At 73.6% G+C, this 17,558-nt stretch carries 11 protein-coding genes; 2 read left to right on the top strand and 9 right to left on the bottom strand.

Going from position 1 to position 17,558, the window contains the following annotated elements; translation table 11 throughout:
* Positions 1–156 precede the first annotated feature (156 nt).
* Both L1785_RS14090 and L1785_RS14085 read right to left on the bottom strand, forming a co-directional pair.
* The gene (locus tag L1785_RS14090) at positions 157–3,105 is read right to left on the bottom strand and encodes an FAD-linked oxidase C-terminal domain-containing protein (RefSeq protein ID WP_372461868.1); all 2,949 of its coding nucleotides are present in this window, start codon (positions 3,103–3,105) and stop codon (positions 157–159) included.
* Positions 3,106–3,381: 276 nt separating this feature from the next.
* Positions 3,382–6,675: a S8 family peptidase gene (locus L1785_RS14085; protein WP_236089905.1), complete on the bottom strand. Its 3,294-nt coding sequence runs from the start codon at positions 6,673–6,675 to the stop codon at positions 3,382–3,384.
* A 182-nt stretch (positions 6,676–6,857) separates the two neighbouring features.
* On the opposite strand from L1785_RS14085, the gene L1785_RS14080 reads away from it, so the two are divergent.
* Positions 6,858–7,301 carry an OsmC family peroxiredoxin gene (locus tag L1785_RS14080; protein WP_236089904.1) on the top strand — a complete coding sequence of 148 codons (444 nt, stop codon included), beginning with the start codon at positions 6,858–6,860 and terminating at the stop codon, positions 7,299–7,301.
* 128 nt (positions 7,302–7,429) lie between these two features.
* On the opposite strand, the gene L1785_RS14075 is transcribed toward L1785_RS14080, so the two are convergent.
* Together L1785_RS14075 and L1785_RS14070 are read right to left on the bottom strand one after the other, a co-directional pair.
* Entirely contained in the window at positions 7,430–8,944 is a 1,515-nt protein-coding gene (locus L1785_RS14075) for a hypothetical protein (RefSeq protein ID WP_236089903.1), read from the bottom strand.
* A gap of 103 nt (positions 8,945–9,047) precedes the next feature.
* Positions 9,048–9,572, bottom strand: coding sequence for an RNA polymerase sigma factor (locus tag L1785_RS14070; protein ID WP_236089902.1), 525 nt, complete (start codon positions 9,570–9,572; stop codon positions 9,048–9,050).
* Between the two features lie 199 nt (positions 9,573–9,771).
* Here L1785_RS14070 and L1785_RS14065 point away from each other — a divergent pair, with 199 nt between their 5' ends.
* Entirely contained in the window at positions 9,772–11,103 is a 1,332-nt protein-coding gene (locus tag L1785_RS14065; protein WP_372461867.1) for a glycoside hydrolase family 10 protein, read from the top strand.
* Positions 11,104–11,192: 89 nt separating this feature from the next.
* On the opposite strand, the gene L1785_RS14060 is transcribed toward L1785_RS14065, so the two are convergent.
* From L1785_RS14060 to L1785_RS14040, 5 genes are all read right to left on the bottom strand, one after another.
* Positions 11,193–13,106: a glycosyl hydrolase family 18 protein gene (locus L1785_RS14060; protein WP_236089901.1), complete on the bottom strand. Its 1,914-nt coding sequence runs from the start codon at positions 13,104–13,106 to the stop codon at positions 11,193–11,195.
* A gap of 156 nt (positions 13,107–13,262) precedes the next feature.
* A complete protein-coding gene (locus L1785_RS14055) occupies positions 13,263–15,398 on the bottom strand; it encodes a helix-turn-helix transcriptional regulator (protein ID WP_236089900.1) in 2,136 nt (711 codons plus the stop codon).
* Between the two features lie 245 nt (positions 15,399–15,643).
* Positions 15,644–16,069: a D-aminoacyl-tRNA deacylase gene (dtd, locus tag L1785_RS14050; RefSeq protein ID WP_236089899.1), complete on the bottom strand. Its 426-nt coding sequence runs from the start codon at positions 16,067–16,069 to the stop codon at positions 15,644–15,646.
* On the bottom strand, positions 16,066–17,175 hold the full coding sequence (locus tag L1785_RS14045) for an asparaginase (RefSeq protein ID WP_236089898.1): 1,110 nt from the start codon (positions 17,173–17,175) through the stop codon (positions 16,066–16,068). The genes dtd and L1785_RS14045 overlap by 4 nt, the downstream gene beginning before the upstream one ends.
* Positions 17,169–17,507 carry a DUF2516 family protein gene (locus tag L1785_RS14040; RefSeq protein ID WP_236089897.1) on the bottom strand — a complete coding sequence of 113 codons (339 nt, stop codon included), beginning with the start codon at positions 17,505–17,507 and terminating at the stop codon, positions 17,169–17,171. Before L1785_RS14040 ends, L1785_RS14045 begins: the two co-directional genes overlap by 7 nt.
* Positions 17,508–17,558 lie beyond the last annotated feature (51 nt).

The following is a 17,558-nucleotide window of genomic DNA, read 5'->3' as shown; positions in this document are numbered from 1 at the left end:
GGCGGCAGGCCACTGACGTCCCGGCGCCGCTCACCGTGCGCTGACAATGTCAACTGAGAGTGAGCGGCGTCTGCCGGACCAGCCTCGGCTGGAGCGACTCCGGACTCAGCGGCGGCGCTTGCGTCGCCCCGCCCTGCAGCCACCGGGCCGCGAAGGCTAGAGCCGCTCCGCGATCAGCTCCACGAGCGCCTTGCCCTCGATGCCCGCGAGCTGGTCGACCTGCGTGCGGCACGAGAAGCCGTCGGCGAGGTACACGTCGCCGGGCGCGGCGGCGCGGAGCGCCGGCAGGAGCGCGGTCTCGGCCACCGCGACCGACACCTCGTAGTGGCCCTTCTGCATGCCGAAGTTGCCCGCGAGGCCGCAGCAACCGGAGATGACCTTCACGGTCGCTCCGGCGGCCTGGAGCAGCGCACGGTCCGCGTCCCACCCCATGACGGAGTGGTGGTGGCAGTGCGGCTGGGCCACGGCGGACACGTCCGCGAGGGACGGGATCCGGAACACGGCGGGGTCAGGCGCCGTCTCGGGCGACGTCAGCAGCTCGGCGAGCGTGTGCGTCGCCGCGGCGACGGCGCGGGCGCGCGGGTCGTCGGGGAAGAGGTCGACCAGGTCGGACCGCAGCACCGCCGTGCACGACGGCTCGAGACCGAGGATCGGGATCCCGTTCACCGCGTACGGGCCGAGCACCTCGAGCAGGGACGAGAGCCGACGTCGGGCGCCGTCGAGCTGGCCGGTCGAGATCCAGGTGAGGCCACAGCAGGCCTGCTGGTCGGGCACGATCACGTCGTAGCCGGCAGCGGTCAGGACCTTCACGGCCGCCTGCGGGACGCCGGGCGCCATCGAGTCGCTGAACGTGTCGGTCCACAGCACCACCTTCGGCCGCTGGGCGAGTACCGCCGCGGTGCGCGCCTCGCGGCCGGGTACACCGAGGATGCGCAGGCCGGGGACGCCGTGCGTCGCCCCGCCGCGCGCCCACCAGGTCCGGAACGGCACCTCGGCGAACCTGGGCATCGAGCGGCGCGTGTCCATCCCGCCGGCCCACAGCACCGCCTTGGCGATCAACGGCACACCGAGGACACGGTTGACGAACCGCGGCATCGCCCCGGCGAGGCGGGCCCAGCGCGGGAGCCAGCCGAGGGCGTAGTGGTCGACGGGCCGCAGCCGGCCGCGGTACGTGCGGTGCAGCACCTCGGACTTGTACTGCGCCATGTCGACGCCCGCGGGGCAGTCGGAGGAGCACGCCTTGCAGGACAGGCACAGGTCGAGCGACTCGCGTACCTCCGGCGCCGAGAGCCCGCCGACGAGCGTCCCGTTGAGCGCCTCCTGCAGCACGCGCGCACGGCCGCGGGTCACGTCCTTCTCGTCGCGGGTCGCGGCGTACGAGGGGCACATGAACTGTCCGGGCGAGTGCGACCGGCACTTGCCGACGCCGACGCAGCGGTGCACCGCAGTCGTCATGTCGTGGTGGTCGTGCTGGAAGGAGAACCCCTCGTACCCGGCGCGGCGCGAGATCCCGGTCAGCGTGGTGGAGCGTGAGAGCACGGGGCCAGCGGCGGGCCGGCGCAGGCCGGCGTCGATCGCGCTGGGGCGCACGATGACGCCGGGGTTGAGGTGGTCCTTGGGGTCGAACAGCGCCTTGAACTGCTCCATCAGCCCGATGGCCTCGCGCGAGTACATGAGCGGCAGCAGCTCGGAGCGGGCGCGGCCGTCGCCGTGCTCGCCGGAGAGCGAGCCGCCGTACTTCGCGACCAGCTCCGCGGCCTCGGTCATGAAGGTCCGCAGCACGGAGCCCGAGGTCTCGAGCGGGATGTCGATGCGCAGGTGCACGCACCCGTCACCGAAGTGCCCGTAGGGCAGGCCGTCCAACCGGTACCGCCCCATAAGGGCCTCGAGGTCACGCAGGTAGGCGCCGAGCCGCTCGGGCGGCACGGCGGAGTCCTCCCAGCCGGGCCACGCCTGCTCGCCGGAGGGCGTCCGCCCCGCGAGGCCGGCGCCGTCGGCCCGGATCTGCCACATCTTGGTCGCGTCCGGCCCGGCCGGCAGCACCTCGGCGGCGGAGGTGGACGCGGCCGCGACGATCGCCCGAGCCGTGGACAGCGCCTCCTCCTGGGTGGCGCCGCCGACCTCGATCATCAGCCAGCCTGCCCCCTCGGGGAGCGGCGGCACGGCCACGTCACCGCGGGCGCGCCGCACGACGTCGACGAGCCGCGCGTCCAGCCCCTCGATCGCCAAGGGCTTGAGGTCGAGGAGGGCCGGCACGTCGTCGGCGGCTGTCGGCATGTCGGGGTAACCGAGCACGACGAGCGTGGGGGCGCTCGGCACCGGCACGAGATCGACGGTGGCCTCGAGGATCGTGACGAGGGTGCCCTCCGTCCCGACGAGCGCGCGGGCGAGGTTGGACCCGTTCTCCGGCAAGAGGTGCTCCAGCGAGTAGCCGGAGACCTGCCGCCCGAACCGCCCGAACTCGGTCCGGATCAGGGCGAGGTTGTCGCGCACGAGGTCGGCCAGGCCCGGGACGGCGGCGAACGTCGAGTCGCCCCGGCCGGCGGTGAAGCGCCGCCCGGCCCCGTCGACGACGTCGAGCGACACCACGTTGTCCGCCGTGCGCCCGTAGGCGACGGCGTGCGGGCCGCACGCGTTGTTGCCGATCATGCCGCCGAGGGTGGCGCGGTTCTGCGTGGACGGGTCGGGCCCGAAGCGCAGGCCGTGCGGCGCGGCCACCTTCTGGAGGTTCGTCATGATCGTGCCCGGCTGCACGCGGGCCGTCCGGGTCTCGGGGTCGACGGCGAGCACGCGGTCGAGGTGCCGGGAGAAGTCGAGCACCACGCCAGGTCCGACGGCGTTGCCCGCCACGGATGTGCCGGCACCCCGCGCGGTGACGGGGACGCCGAGCTCGCGCAGCACGCCGAGCACCCGGACGACGTCGTCCGCCGACTCCGGGAAGACGACCGCCTCCGGCACGACGCGGTAGTTCGACGCGTCCGTCGAGTACTCGGCGCGGCGGCGCGGCGAGGTGTCGACGCCGCAGCTCACCACGGTCCGGAGCGCCACGGCGACGGCCTCGCGCGCTTCGTCGGCCGCTCGGCGAGCCTCGTCGGCGCGTCGCACGGCCTCCTGCTCGTGCGCCGCCCGGCCGGACACCTTCGCGTCCGTGGCGGCCGGCGAGGTGGGGTGGGTCTGCGGGGGCACGTCGCGATTCTCGCACCACCCCCTCCGTGTCCGCGACGCCCGCCACACTGCGGCCACCATGCGGGCGCGGCGGGGAAGCGCGGTGCGGTGACGACGGAGGGCCTCGCCGCGTGCGGCGAGGCCCTCCACGACTGACCCTGGTCAGTCTCCAGCAGGCAAGCGTCCGGCCGTTGCCCGGTCAGACGACAACCAGGTTCAACGGCGCCTGCTGACCTCGGCGTCCACGATCTCGTACCGCTCGTGGGCCTTCTCGTTGTGGAAGTGCAGCAGGAGCAGCTTGGACTTCCCGGCGTCGGCGGCCTTGTGGACCGTCAGCTCCGTGTCGTCGTCCGCGGCGTACACGAACTCGCCCTGGCCCTCGAACCAGTACGCCGGGGCGTACGGGCTGGCGGCGAACGGCTCGGTCGCGTCGACCACCCCGCCGGCGTAGTACGAGCTGGTCGCCACCTGGAACGTCGGCGTCGAGTCCGCGGTGATGCCGAGCGGGCCCAGCGGCACCGGGATCACGACGACGTTGCTGTCGAAGATCGACGTGTCCACGTCGCCGAAGGCGCCGTTGACGAAGTCGAGCCACACGGTGTCACCGGTCGCCAGGTCGAAGGTGGCGGTGAGCGTCACGTCCGTGTCCGGGTACTTGATGACGTCGACCTCGTACTCGGGCACGCCGTCACCCTCGACGTCCACCAGGACGAACGGCGTCGGGTCGAAGCCCAGCGTGGCCCACTCGCCCTGCATCGCGACGCCGACGGCGGCATAGCCGTCCGCCGGGTCGAGGCCCGCCGCCGCGAACTGCGGGGCGGTCGAGGAGAAGCCGACGGCGCGGATGTCGCCGGCCTGGAACGCCGACCTCGACGAGCCCTCCCACGCCGACTCCGGCAGCGCCGGGCTGGTGGCCTTCAGCTCGAACGGCGCGACGAGCGACGTCCAGCCACCGCTGTTCACGCCCTCGCCGTCCAGCTCGAGCGTCGCCTCGGTCGCGCCGCTCGCGAAGGAGACGTCCTCGCCCTCGAGGTCGGAGACCAGCTTGGGCGCGGCCTGGACCGGGACCCGCAGCTCGGAGCCGCCGGTGGAGCCGGTCGGCGTGAGCACCACGCGGCCCGTGACCATGGAGACGAAGTCACGCGGCAGCCCGAGGGCCGGGTCGGTGGCGCTCGACGTCGGGTCGAGCCCCTTGGCGAGCGTCGCCGGGTCGGCACGGAAGGTGACCTTCACGGTCGCCGTGCGGCCCGGCTTCACCGTCACGCTCGACGGCGAGACGGACACCGAGGCACCGCCGGCGGTCGACGACTGCGTGAAGGACGCGCGGTACGTCGCGGTGGACGAGCCCGTGTTCTCCACGGTGACCTTCTTGACGAGGGTCGTCGGCTCGTCGACCTTGACCACTCCGAAGCTCACGGAGACGAGCTCCGGGTCGTTCGCGGAGTAGGCGAGCACGTCTGAGCCGACGGCCTGGAGGGCGTCGACCCGGCCCGAGCCGACACGCTCGGGGCCGAACGCGGTCCCGGTCCGGTCGGTGCCCGTGAACACGTCGTGCGTGGCGGTGTTCATGACGGCGGCCTTGACCTCGGCCGGCGTCCAGTCCGGGTGCTGCTGCTTCACCAGGGCGGTGATGCCCGCGACGTGCGGGGTCGCCATCGAGGTGCCGGACATGGTGACCGGGGTGGTGCCGTGGCCCGCCCCGGCCGACGAGATGCCGGTGCCCGGCGCGGCGACGTCCGGCTTGACGATGCCGAGCGAGCCGTGCACGCCGCGCGACGAGCTCGAGTTCAGCGTGTCGCCGATGCTCGGGATGGACTCGAAGGCCGTGCTCTTGTAGGAGGGGCCCATCTTGAGCACGAGCGTGCCGGCCTCGATCGCGGGCAGCAGCGCGTCGGTCGACGGACCGGTGAGCTGGCCGCCGGGGATGCCGGCGTTGCCGGCGATGCCGGCCGGGAAGACGGCGAGCTCCGAGGAGAGGACCACGCCGACGGCGCCCGCGGCCTGCGCGTTGTTGAACCGGAGGGCGGACCCGCACGGGCGGGCGCCGTCGTTGTCGTCCCAGTACAGGTACGCGATCTTGCCGGCGACGGTCGCCGCCTGCTCGGGGGTGAACGCCGCGCAGCCGGTGAAGTCGGCGGCGACGAACGCGACCGGCGCCTCGACGTCGGCCCCGGAGTACGCGACCGAGTTCTGGAACGCGTACGTCCCGGCCAGCTCGGCGGGCGCTGTGGCCTCGACGGCGTCGAAGGTCTGCGTGTCACCCACGGAGTTCGCGACGGTCAGCGAGGTGGCGGAGTTGCCCGGCGAGCCGCCGACGTCGGTGATGTCGCCCGCGTTGCCGGACGCCACGACGGACAGCGTGCCGATGGTGGCGAGCTCGTCCATGAACACGTTCTCCGGGTCGTCGGCCGGCGAGCCGTCCGAGCCCAGCGAGAGGTTCACGATGTCCAGGTGGTCGGAGACGTCGCCGTCACCGTTCGGGTCGGCAGCCATGTCGAGCGCGTCGACCACGACGGACGTGGAACCACCGAGGTCGCCGAACACCTTGAGCGCGTAGATCCCGGCCTCCGGGGCGCTGCCCGGGCCGACCACGAAGTCGGAGATGTCGGTGAGGGTGGCGTAGTCGCCGCGGAACGTCGAGCCGTCCGCCGAGACGCCGTACCCGGCGGCCGTTCCCGCGACGTGCGTGCCGTGCCCGCCACCGATGTCGTACGAGTCGATCGGGTTCGGGTCGGGCGCCGGCACCGACGCCGGGTCCTGCGCGTCGTAGGTGTGGCCTGCGAAGTCGTAGCCGCCGAGGAACTTGGCGGAGTCGAACGTCCCCTCGGGGATCGGCGCCGTGCCGTCGTCGGCAGCGGCCGCCGCGAACGCCTCGGGTGTACCGGGGCCGCCGAAGTCGGTGTGCGTGTAGTCCAGGCCGGTGTCGATGACCCCGATGCGCACGCCCTCGCCGGTAAGGCCGGCGCTCTGCCAGGTGGCGAGCGCCTGCGTGAACACGTCGGTGCCCTTGTTCGACGGCGTCTTGGGCGTGATGCGGTACACCGTGACGACGTCCGGGCTGTCCGCGAGCGCCCGGATCTGCTCCGCCTCGCCCGTGACGGTGAAGCCGGCGACGACGTTGCTGGTGACGGACGTGCGCAGCAGGTCCTCGGTGCTGCTGGCGCTGGGCGAGCCCTCGGGCAGGACGGCGTCGGCCAGGGCCTCGACGTCCTGCTTGCCCTTGCGGACGTCCGCGGCGGACCCGCCCTGCTCGTGCAGGTCGATGGCCGACGGCGCGTCGAGCTGGACGAACGCGGTGACGGTGCCCTCGACACCCTGCAGCCCGGTCGAGACCTTCTCGGCCTTGCCGTACACCGGCTTGAGGCTCGTGGCCTCGATGCCGAGCGACCGGGCGGCGGCGAACGCGTCGTCTGCCGGATCTGACGGCGCGGCGGTCGCGCTCAGGCTCGCCGCGACCACGCAGGCCGCGGAGAGTGCTGAGACGCTCGAAAGGAGGATTGGACGCTTCATGACACTCGTTTCCCCGGGCAATGGTGGCCCGGCGTTTCGGTGCGGGATCGTCCGGAACCTATCGCAGGTGTGACGAGAGCGACAGAGGACATCTGTCGGTTATGTCACCCACCAGGTAACGTCGGCACCGCCCGAGGGCGCCCGTGCGACGCCCGCTCCCGCCTCTCCGAGGAGAAGACCTCATGCCCGTCCGTACCGCTCGCACCGCCTGGAACGGCACGCTCACCGAGGGTGCCGGCCAGGTCGAGCTCACCAGCTCCGGCGTCGCGACCTTCGACGTCTCGTTCCCCCGGCGCGCCGCCGACGAGGCCGGCGGCGTGACCAGCCCCGAGGAGCTCATCGCCGCGGCGCACTCCTCCTGCTACGCCATGCAGTTCTCCGCCTTGCTGGGCGAGGCGGGCGCCACGCCCGTCGCGCTCGACGTGACGGCCGACGTCACGCTCGGGCCGGACCCGGCCGGCGGCTTCCGCATCCCCGTCATCGCCCTGAAGGTGCGCGGCGAGGTCGAGGGGATCGACGCCGAGACCTTCGCGGTCATCGCCAAGACGGCCAAGGAGACCTGCCCGATCTCCAAGGCGCTCGGGGGGGTCGGCGAGATCACCCTCGACGTCGCGCTCGAGTCCTGATCGTCGGTGTGGCGGGTTGACGCCACGGCGGGATCCCGCCACACCCGAGCGGCATTCTGGGCGAAGAAAGTGCCCGGTCCGACGTCCGGACCGGGCACCTTCGTCTTCCACGATGGTGTGTGAATTGGTCAGGGTGTGAAGTCGAGCGCGTCCTCCGCGACCGCCAGGACCGACCAGGTGTTGCCGTCGGCGTCCCGGAGCTCGTAGGCGGGCAGCAGCAGCACCGCGCCGTCCGGCTGGTACTGCTGCGCCAGCCCGAGACGGGCCGACGTGATGGTCACCTCCGACACCGGCCAGGCGATCGCGTCGCCCGGGGTCGGGGTGGGGGGCACCGTCGGGTCAGGGGCGGGCACGACGGGGCTGGTGGCCACGTCGCCCTCTGCCGCGGCAGCCGCGGTCTCGGCGAGCGGGATCACGCCGCCCGAGGCGCCGAACCGCGGGTCACCCAGGCGCTCCACCGCCTCGGCCTCGCTCACCACCGGGTACTGGCCGAGCGAGATCGTCTCGGCGAGGAAGCCGTACACGTTCGCGATGCCGGACGCCGACACCGACGCGCTCCACGTCAGCCCGGTGCGCTGCCCGCCGACCACGTGCCACGCCGTGGCATAGCGCCAGGGCTCACCCTCGTAGGACTCGCCCGCCTCCAGCTCGAAGTTGGCGAGGTCCACGCCGATGCGGCTCATCACGTCCCGTAGCGCGGCGACCGCGTCGTCCGCCGACGGCGCCGCTCCGGGGGTGGTGAGGGTCGGGCAGTCCGGGGCCGGGAGGAGCTCGGCGTCGTCGTCCAGCGTGCCCTCCTCCGTGCCGCCCTCACCCGACGAACCCGGCTCGGCCTTGCCCGGGAAGTCCGGGCACGACCACGGGTCGCCTGACGGGTCGTAGAAGTCGGCGCTCCCCGTGCCGTCCGCATACACGTGGATCGACGGGCCGCTGCCGTCCGGCGGCCCGACCACCCAGGAGTAGCCGCCCTCGAGGCGCGGCTCGCCGGAGACACCGAACGCCTCGGCCACGCGGCGCGCCGTGTCCGCCGACCAGATGCCCGCCGGGTCGAGGCCGAACGCCTCGGCCTCGGAGCCCGACGTCGACAGGCCCGCACCCGCGTGGAACACCGTGCGGCCCCAGAAGCCGTACGGATAGCTCGCGGCGGAGTCCCCCGCGCCGCCGGCCGCCCTCGTGGTCAGCGTCTCGGGCGCCGCCCCCACCGCGGGCGCACCACCGCCCGCGTCCTCCGACCCGGCCGGGGCCTCCAGCGTGATCGGTGCCTCGGCAGTGTTGTCGCTCACGCCGGCGGGGCCGGCCCCCGCGGCGCCGGCCAGGTACCCGCCGCCCCCGACGGCGACGAGAGCGACCGCGGCGGCCGCACCGAGCCATCCGGTCCGACGCCGGGCACGCCGCGCGGCGAGCTCGTCGCCGGGCACCGGCGTGCCGGCGTCGCTCTTGCCGGCGTCGCTCTTGCCGGCAGCGCTCTTGCCGGCAGCGCCGTCGTCCGCGAGCTGTGCGTCGACCTTCGCACGCAGCACCGCCGGCACCGGGTCCGCCGCTCCCGCGGCGGGGTCGGCGGCGGCAAGCCGCTCGAACGCCTCGTCCTGGCCCGGCACGTCCTGGCCCTGCACGCCGGGGTCGCCGTTCTCGTTGGTGTCCATCGTGGTCCTCCGTGCTGAACGTGGGGGCCGGGGCCGGTCCCACACCCGTCATGTGTGCCGTGCGGGCCTGCTCTTGCGGTTCCCGGCGGTTGTCGGCGTCACGTCAGCCGGCCGACGCGGCCGCGTCCTCTGCCCACAGGTCGCGCAGGCGCGCCCGGGCGCGGGACAGCGCGGCGTCGGCCCCGCCGCGCGAGACACCCAGCACCTGCGCGAGCTCGTCGCCCGACAGGCCGTCCCAGGCGACGAGGAGCAGGATCCGCCGGTCGCGCGGCGTGAGGCGGGCCAGCACCCGCCGGACGCCGTCGTCCGCGAGCGCGAGCGTCTCGGGGTCGACGTCGTCCGGTTCCTCGGGCACGGCCGCGACCGGCAGTGCGCGCAGCTTGCGCCGGTGGTTGGCGAGCACGAAACCCGCGGTCTTGTAGAGCCAGGGCAGCTCGGCGCCTTCGGGCACGTCCTCGCGGCGCCGCCACGCGGTGGCGAGCACGTCGGCGGCGAGGTCCTCGGCGTCGGCCGCGCGGCCTCCCCCGGACGCCGGCAGGCGTCGCACGAAGTACCGGTACAGCGCAGTGGCGTGCGCGTCGAAGAGCGTGGCGAACCAGGTCTCGTCGCGCACGTAGGAGGCCTCCATGCCCTCACTGTGTCGCGGGTCACCTGGTTCTTGCACGGCATCCGAACGGGCCGCAGGTCGCCGGGGAGCGACTGAATCGTTCAATTCTGCCCATATGTCGAAGACTGGAGGGAATCGCTTGACATGAGACCTTTACATGGAAATCCTTTTCGAACCGGCGCGGCCAACGGGGGCGGCGTCATGGACGAAGGGATCGGCGATGACCCCAGGCACGACCACGCACGAAGCGGCCACCAGACCTGCGAGCCGCCGGCGCTGGCGCAGCGGCCTCGGACTGACGACCGTCGTGATGACGGCCGTCGCCTCGCTGGTGCTGACCACCGCGGTGACCTCCGCCCAGGCGGCCGGTAGCACGCTGCAGGCCGCGGCCTCGGAGCGGGGGCGGTACTTCGGCACCGCGATCGCGGGGTTCAGGCTGAGCGACTCGGCCTACACGACCATCGCGAACCGCGAGTTCAACATGATCACGGCCGAGAACGAGATGAAGATCGACGCGACCGAGCCGAACCGGAACCAGTTCAGCTACGCGGCGGGCGACCAGATCGTGAACTGGGCGCGTAGCAACGGCAAGCAGGTCCGTGGCCACACCCTGGCCTGGCACTCGCAGCAGCCGGGCTGGATGCAGAACCTGAGCGGCTCCGCCCTGCGGTCCGCGATGCTGAACCACGTCACGCAGGTCGCGACCCACTACCGCGGCCAGATCCACTCGTGGGACGTCGTGAACGAGGCGTTCCAGGACGGCTCCTCCGGCGCCCGCCGCGACTCGAACCTGCAGCGCACCGGCAACGACTGGATCGAGGCCGCGTTCCGCGCCGCCCGGGCCGCCGACCCGAACGCCAAGCTCTGCTACAACGACTACAACACGGACGACTGGACGCACGCGAAGACGCAGGCCGTGTACAACCTGGTCCGCGACTTCAAGGCCCGTGGCGTGCCGATCGACTGCGTGGGCTTCCAGTCTCACTTCAACTCGCAGAGCCCCGTGCCGAGCAACTACCAGACCACGCTGTCGAGCTTCGCGGCGCTGGGCGTCGACGTCCAGATCACCGAGCTCGACATCGAGGGCTCCGGCACCGCGCAGGCCGACAGCTACCGCAGGGTCGTCCAGGCCTGCCTCGCCGTCTCCCGCTGCACCGGCATCAGCGTCTGGGGCGTGCGCGACAGCGACTCCTGGCGTGCGAGCGGCACGCCGCTGCTCTTCGACGGGAGCGGGAACAAGAAGCTCGCCTACACCTCCGTGCTCGACACGCTGAACGGCTCGTCGGCCGGCACGTGCTCGGTGACCGTGACGCGGGCGGAGGAGTGGTCCGACCGGTTCAACGTCACGTTCGCCGTCTCGGGCAGCAACAGCTGGCGGGTGTCGATCGGCCTCCAGGGCGCGCAGAGCCTGCAGAACTCCTGGAACGCGACCATCTCGGGCACGAGCGGAACGCTGACCGCGACTCCGAACGGAGCGGGCAACAACTTCGGCATCACCGTCTTCAAGAACGGCACGACGACGACCCCCACCGCGAGCTGCTCGGTCCCGTGACCGTGGCCGCGCCCGCGTAACAGGACGGGCCGGAGGAGAACCTCTCCTCCGGCCCGTCCTGCTTCGCGAACCACCTCGGCGTCACCGCGTCAGCAGGCGCCCTGGTCCTCCCACGGGCCCCACTGCTCGGCGCCGGGGACGTCGCCCTGCGTCCACCACTTGGCCCGCCACCTGTGGCCGGCGTAGCTCACGAGGTTGTCCAGCGTGTAGACGGCCGTCGAGCTCCACGCGGCCGGGCAGGTCCCCGTCGGCGTCGGGGTGGGCGTCGGGGTCGGGGTGGGCGTCGCGCCCGAGCAGGCGCCCTGGTCCAGCCACACCGCAGCCGTGCCGGGCGTCTCGCCCTGCGTCCACCACTGCGCCTTCCACGTGCGCCCGTTGTACGACGCGAACGTGCCGCCCGTGTAGACAGCCGTCGCGCTCCACGCGGCCGCCGTGCAGCCGCCCGTCGGTGTCGGCGTGGGTGTCGGCGTCGGCGTCGGCGTCGGCGTGCCGGTGGGGGTCGGCGTCGGCGTCGTGCCGCCACCGCCACCGGTCACCGGGCCGGGCGTGCCCGTCCCGAGCTTGCCCATGAGGGCCCGCACGAGCTCGCCGGACTCGTCTCCCGACAGCTCCCACCACATGCCGCCGCCGAGGCCGCGTGAACGGATGTAGTCCGCCTTCTGCTGCACGGAGCGGGCGTTGTCGTAGCTCCACCACTGCGTACCGTCGTGGCGCCAGGCCGCGCCGACGGTCGCGTCGAAGTAGTCGGAGCCGCGTGTCTTGAGCAGGTCGTAGTCCTCGTTGCCAGCCTCCCAGGTGCCGGGGGCGGCGCCGGTAGCCGTGCCCCAGGCGGCCGACGACGTCGCGCCGGTCCAGCCGCGGCCGTACATGGCCAGGCCGAGGCCGAGCTGCGCAGGGTTCACGCCGTTGTTGACGTACGCGTTGATCGCCTTGTCGACGCTGAACCGCTTGTCGGCGGCCCGAGGGTCGGCCGGGTCGTCGTACAGGTTGCCCTGGTGACCGGTCAGCGTCGGGGCCCAGGCGCCGTGCAGGTCGTAGCCCTGGACGTTGCCGTAGTCGAGGGACTGGAAGTTCGCGGGGTCGTTCCAGCCGCCGGCGGTGATGTCCGCCGGGTTGGCCGGGAGGAACGCGGAGAGCAGGTAGTCCTTCCCGGTCGTCGCGCCGTACTGGTCGAGCTGACGGCGGAACTCCGCGAGAAGCAGCCTGAAGTTCGCGCGGTCGTTGACCGTGTCGACATAGTTGCCCTCCGCGCCGTTGAGCGAGCCGGGCCACTCCCAGTCGATGTCGATGCCGTCGAACACGCCCGCGGCCGTACCGGTGCCGCCGCGGCCGTCGATCACCGGCAGGTTGCCCTTGATGTAGAGGTCGATGCACGACTCGACGAAGTTCTGTCGCGACGCGGCCGTGGCCGCCGCACGCGAGAAGTTCTTGGACCAGGTCCAGCCGCCGATCGACAGCATGACCTTGAGGTCCGGGTGCTCTGCCTTCAGCTGCTTGAGCTGGTTGAACGAACCCGCGAGCGGCTGGTCCCACGTGTCGGCGACCCCGGACACCGAGGTGGCCGCCGTGTAGCCCATCCCGAAGTCGGCCCAGGCGTCGCCTGCGCCGTCGGACCCGTTCGGGCCTTCGCCCTGTGCCTTGTTCGCGATGAAGCACTCGAGCGTCTCGTGGTGGATGTTGCCGAACGAGTAGTTGATGTGCGTCAGGTTGTCGGCGACCCCGGAGTCCTCGATGTCCTTGACTGTGTAGCCGCGCCCGTAGACGCCCCACTGGGCGAAGTAGGCGACGTTGCGGAACCCGTTGATGGCGCTGTCGCCGCCGGCGGCCGCGGCCACGGTCTCGGTCTCGGCGGCGTTCGCCGAGGAGGCCGCCACCCCGGCGAGCACCGCGGCGCCCGCCACGGCAAGAGAGGTCAGGCCGGCCGCGAGGCCCGCCCAGGGGCGCGTGCGCCCTGTCGTGGGACCGGCGTCGCCGTCCGACGCCGGTGTGTGCGTTCCGTACATGTCGTTCCCTTTCGTCGAGGGGACTTCTTCTCCGAGACGAAAGTAAGGAGGGGTTCCTTTCTAATGAATCAGTGATCCCCACATGAACGACGCATCACGCGATCCTCATGTACGGGTTGTCCCGTAGGCGGACGCGAGCCGCATCGTTGAGGATATTCACGCCGCGCGCAACGCGAGGACCACCAGCTCCGTGCGGGAGCGCACGCCGAGCTTGCGGAAGACCCGCCCGAGGTGAACCTCGACGGTCCGCACCGACACGTACAGCTTCTCGGCCACCTCGCGGTTCGACCTGCCGTCGACGACGAGGCGGGCCACGTCCAGCTCGCGCTCGGTCAGGAGCGGCGCCCAGGACGCGCACGGCCCGAGCCCGACGCCGGCCGGGTCACCCGGGCGCGCCGCGTCGGCCGGTCGCGCCCCGGCCGGGTTGTGCGCCTGAGCCAGCGCACGCCCCGCCGTCGCGACCCAGACCCGGGCACCCGACTCGTCCAGCAGCTCCTGCGCCGCCAAGAGGTGCGCCGCGGCCACCTCCCCCGCTCCGAGCCGCGCGTACGTCCGGCCCGCGACCAGCTCGGTCAGGCCGCGCTCGAAGGTCGAGCCCACGTCGATCGACACGCGGACAGCCCGCTCGCAGGCGTCGGCCACGCCCGCCGCGTCTGCCAGCGCCAGCTCCGCCCGGGCGACGTCGAGCGTGCGGCGCAGCGCGCCCTGCCTCGTCCGCGCCGGCTGCAGGAGGTGTGCTCCGTCGTCGGGCGGTGTGCCCGCGAGGAGGTCGCCGAGCGTCCGGCGCAGACGCGCGAGCGTCAGCCAGGCCGCCTCTGGCTGCCGCGCGAGCACGTAGAGCTCGACCGGGTCCGGCGTCGGGAGCCAGAGCCGGCGCAGGTGCTCACCGCCACGCTCCGCCGCGAGTCCGAGCAGCGTCGCGGCCTGGGCGAACCTGCCCTCGTAGGCGGCGGTCAGGGCCCGGTCGCCGAGGATCGCGGCGCGGACCGGCCGCACGAGCCTCGTCGGTGCGGCCGCCTCGAGCGCCGTCGCGACGGTGCCGACGTCGCCGTCGCGGACCAGGTCGACCCGGCGGGCCAGCGCCACCCCGAGCCCGCCGAGGACGAGCCCCACCGGCAGCCGGGCGGCCGCCGCCTCGAGGACCGCCTGCGCGCCCCCCATGTCGCCCTTGCGCACGGCGAGCAGCACCTGCGCCACCCGCAGGTGCGCCTCCGCGAGCGGTGTCAGGGCGACGTCCGGGCCGTCGAACCAGCAGCCCGGTCCGCGCGCGGGGGTCAGGTCGGCCACCGCCCGGGCGAGGACGCCGCGCGCGTCGGCCGGGGCGTCGTGCGCGAGGCTCAGGGCACGGCCTGCCGCGACGAGGGCGTACCGGTCGGCGGCCAGCTCGGCGGCAGCGAGGACCTCGGGGCCGCGGCCGTCGAGCAGGGCCAGCGCGGCAGCGAGGGGGCGGGCGTCGTGCCCGGCGGCGACGGCCGGGCCGCTCCCGCCACCGGCGCGGGCGATCCGGCTGGTGCGGTCGGCCGCGCGCCGGAGCGCGACGAGGGCGTCGTGGACATGGCCGCCCCAGAGGGCGGCCCGGCCGGCCACGTGGAACGCGCGGGCGCGCACCGTTCCCGTGCCGTGGCTCGCGGCCTCGCGCGCGACCTCGTGGGCCCGGCGGGTGTCGCCCCGCTGGAGGTGCTGCAGCGCCAGCTCGACCAGGCCGTCCGCGAGCAGGGGGTCCCCGGCGATCGTGCTGAGCGCGATGTGCCACAGGGCGATCGCGTGCTCCCCGGACGCGCGGTGCGCGCGGGCGAGCCCCTGGTGGGCGGCGGTCCGGGCGGCGAGGTCGGCGGCGTCGTGCAGCACCGAACGCACCCGCGGGTCGACGAACCGGAAGCGGCCCGCCGCGAGCTCCAGGTGCCGTGCGGCCGGGCCGGAGAGCAGGGCGCCGAGGTCCGCCCCGGCGGCGGCGAGGACGACGTCCGTGCGGTCGACCACCGCGACGGACGCGACCAGCAGGATCCGGCGGCCGACGTCGTCCAGGTCGAGGGGGCCCACCGCCTCCCGGACAGCGGCCACGGCGGGGAGCGGGTCCGGCAGCATCGCGGTGCCCGCGAGCTGCTCGGGCGTCAGCGCGGCGGCCGTCTGGAGCAGGCAGTCCGGGTCCGCCGTGACGAGGCGCGCCAGCTCGGCCGCGACGTGGGGAGCGACGGGGTGCCGTTGCTCACGGACGAGCACCGCGAGCGGGCCGGTGGCGACGAGACGCTCTGACGAGCGCGCCTGCGCGCCGACGCTCTGCGGGGCAGTCATCGTCGATCCTCCCGAGATTCGTTCAAGGTGCTCGCAAGTATCCTGAGCGAACGTTTCCAACGCATCACATGTGTTGGCAAATGTCCGTTTCGCGGCGTGGCCTGCCAGGGCGCGCGGCGCTGCGTACCAGGTAGTGCCTGCGGACGGCTCGTTCCTCCTCGACGGCGGTCGCGCCCGTGCACGATATCCCGCACGACGCCCCGGACCGCAAGCCCCTCGGCGCGCTACCCGGGCGACCGCGCGGCTCAGGCTTCCAGGAGGATCGTCACCGGGCCGTCGTTGACGAGCTCGACCGCCATGTCGGCGCCGAACCGTCCGGTCGCCACCTCGAGCCCCCTGCCTCGCAGGCCGGCGACGACGGCGTCGACCAGGGGCTCGGCGACCGGACCCGGCGCGGCGGCGTTCCACGTGGGCCGCCGACCCTTGCGGGCGTCGCCGTACAGCGTGAACTGGCTGACGACGAGCACCGGTGCGCCCTCGTCGAGCGCGGACCGCTCGTCGCGCAGGATCCGGAGCTCGGCGATCTTGCGCGCGATCACGCCGGCCTGCTCGACGCCGTCGTCATGCGTGACGCCGACGAGCGCGACCAGGCCCGGCCGGCCGATGCTGCCGACGACCTCGCCGTCGACGGTGACGCTGGCCCGCGTCACGCGCTGGACGACGGCCCTCACCGGCGGTCGGCGGGTTCGCCGGCGCCGTGGGAGGCCGTGGCCGGCTCGGCGTCGGGCAGCGCGAACACGGGCCGCACCTCGCCGACGGGCCGGCCACCGCCGAGCACGGGCACCCGCGCGAGCGCGTCGAGGCCGCCCGGATACACGCCCGGCGCGCGCGACGCACCCGCCGCCCGCAGCGCCGCGGCGAGAACGCCGGGGCGGGGCCGCTGGTCGCCGTCGAGCACCTTGAACGCGAGCGCGGAACCGTCGGGCAGGCCGGCGGCGTAGACGCCGTCCGCGCCGTCCTTGGCGACGAGACCGGGGACGGACTGCATCGCGAGCGTGACGTCACGGTCGGTCCCGCCGACCATCTCGGGGTAGGCGGCGATCGCCCGGGCGGCGCGCGCCTCGTACGACGACGGATCCTGGGCCGGCGCGGACGCCACGTACGCGAACGCGCGCGCGAGGCCGCGCAGCGACGTCGAGAACAGCGGCGCGCCGCACCCGTCGACGGTGACGTGCATGGCCTCGGGCGCGTCGCCGGTGAGCTCGAGGAGCGTCGCGGCGATCGTCTGCTGCAACGGGTGGGCGGGATCGAGATACCCGTCGACGGGCCAGCCCGCGACCATGCACGTCGCGAGCATCGCCGCGTGCTTGCCCGAGCAGTTCTGCGTGATCGACGCCGGACCGGCCGCCTCGCCGGCCTCGAGGTGCCCGGCGAGCTGCCACGCGAACGCGGCCGGCGGGTACAGCGGCATGTCCGGGGTGTTGCGCAGGAGCTCGGTCGTCAGGCCGACGGAGGCGAGGATCTCGCGCACGCCCTCCAGGTGGATCACCTCGCCGTTGTGGCTGGCCGCCGCGAGGGCGAGCAGCCGGTCCGGCAGGTTCAGGCCCGCCCGCAGCATCGCGACGAGCTGCAACGGCTTCACGGACGAGCGGGGCCAGATCACCACGTCCGGGTTCCCGACGGTCAGGAGGGGTTCACCCTCCGGGTCCAGCACGACGAGGTGCCCCAGGTGCACGGACTCGACGAGGTCGCCGCGCACCACCTCGGCGAGCGGCGCCGCGCCGTCGAGCACCGTGCCCGACGCCGGACCGGACACCTCTGGCACGACCGTCACCATCCGCCCTGCGGGCCGCGCGGACCACCCCTGCCGCCCGTGCCATAGGGCAGCAGACGCGGCCGGACGTCCACCCAGTAGATGATCGCCGGCACGACGGCCAGGACGTTGAGGAACGAGTACGACGTGATGCTCGCCGGCGGGAGGCCGAGGAGACCGAAGACGGCGGCGACGCCGAGGATCAGCAGCCAGATCGTCTTGGTCAGCTTGCCCTCCGCCGTGTAGCCGCGCGCGGGACGACGCGCCGCATCGATCAGCGAGACCGCCTGCGCGGCGAACACGACGATGGCGAGCACCAGGAAGACGAACTGCTGGAGGGCACCGAAGGCGAACACGGCTCAGAGCCTACGGCACGGGCCTGACGCACGGCCGGTGCCACCGGACGC

It is taken from the genome of Antribacter soli, from assembly GCF_021568775.1.
GTDB lineage: Bacteria > Actinomycetota > Actinomycetes > Actinomycetales > Cellulomonadaceae > Antribacter > Antribacter soli.
The sequence above is the reverse complement of the archived record's forward strand: the minus strand, read 5'-3'. Positions and strand labels throughout refer to the sequence as shown.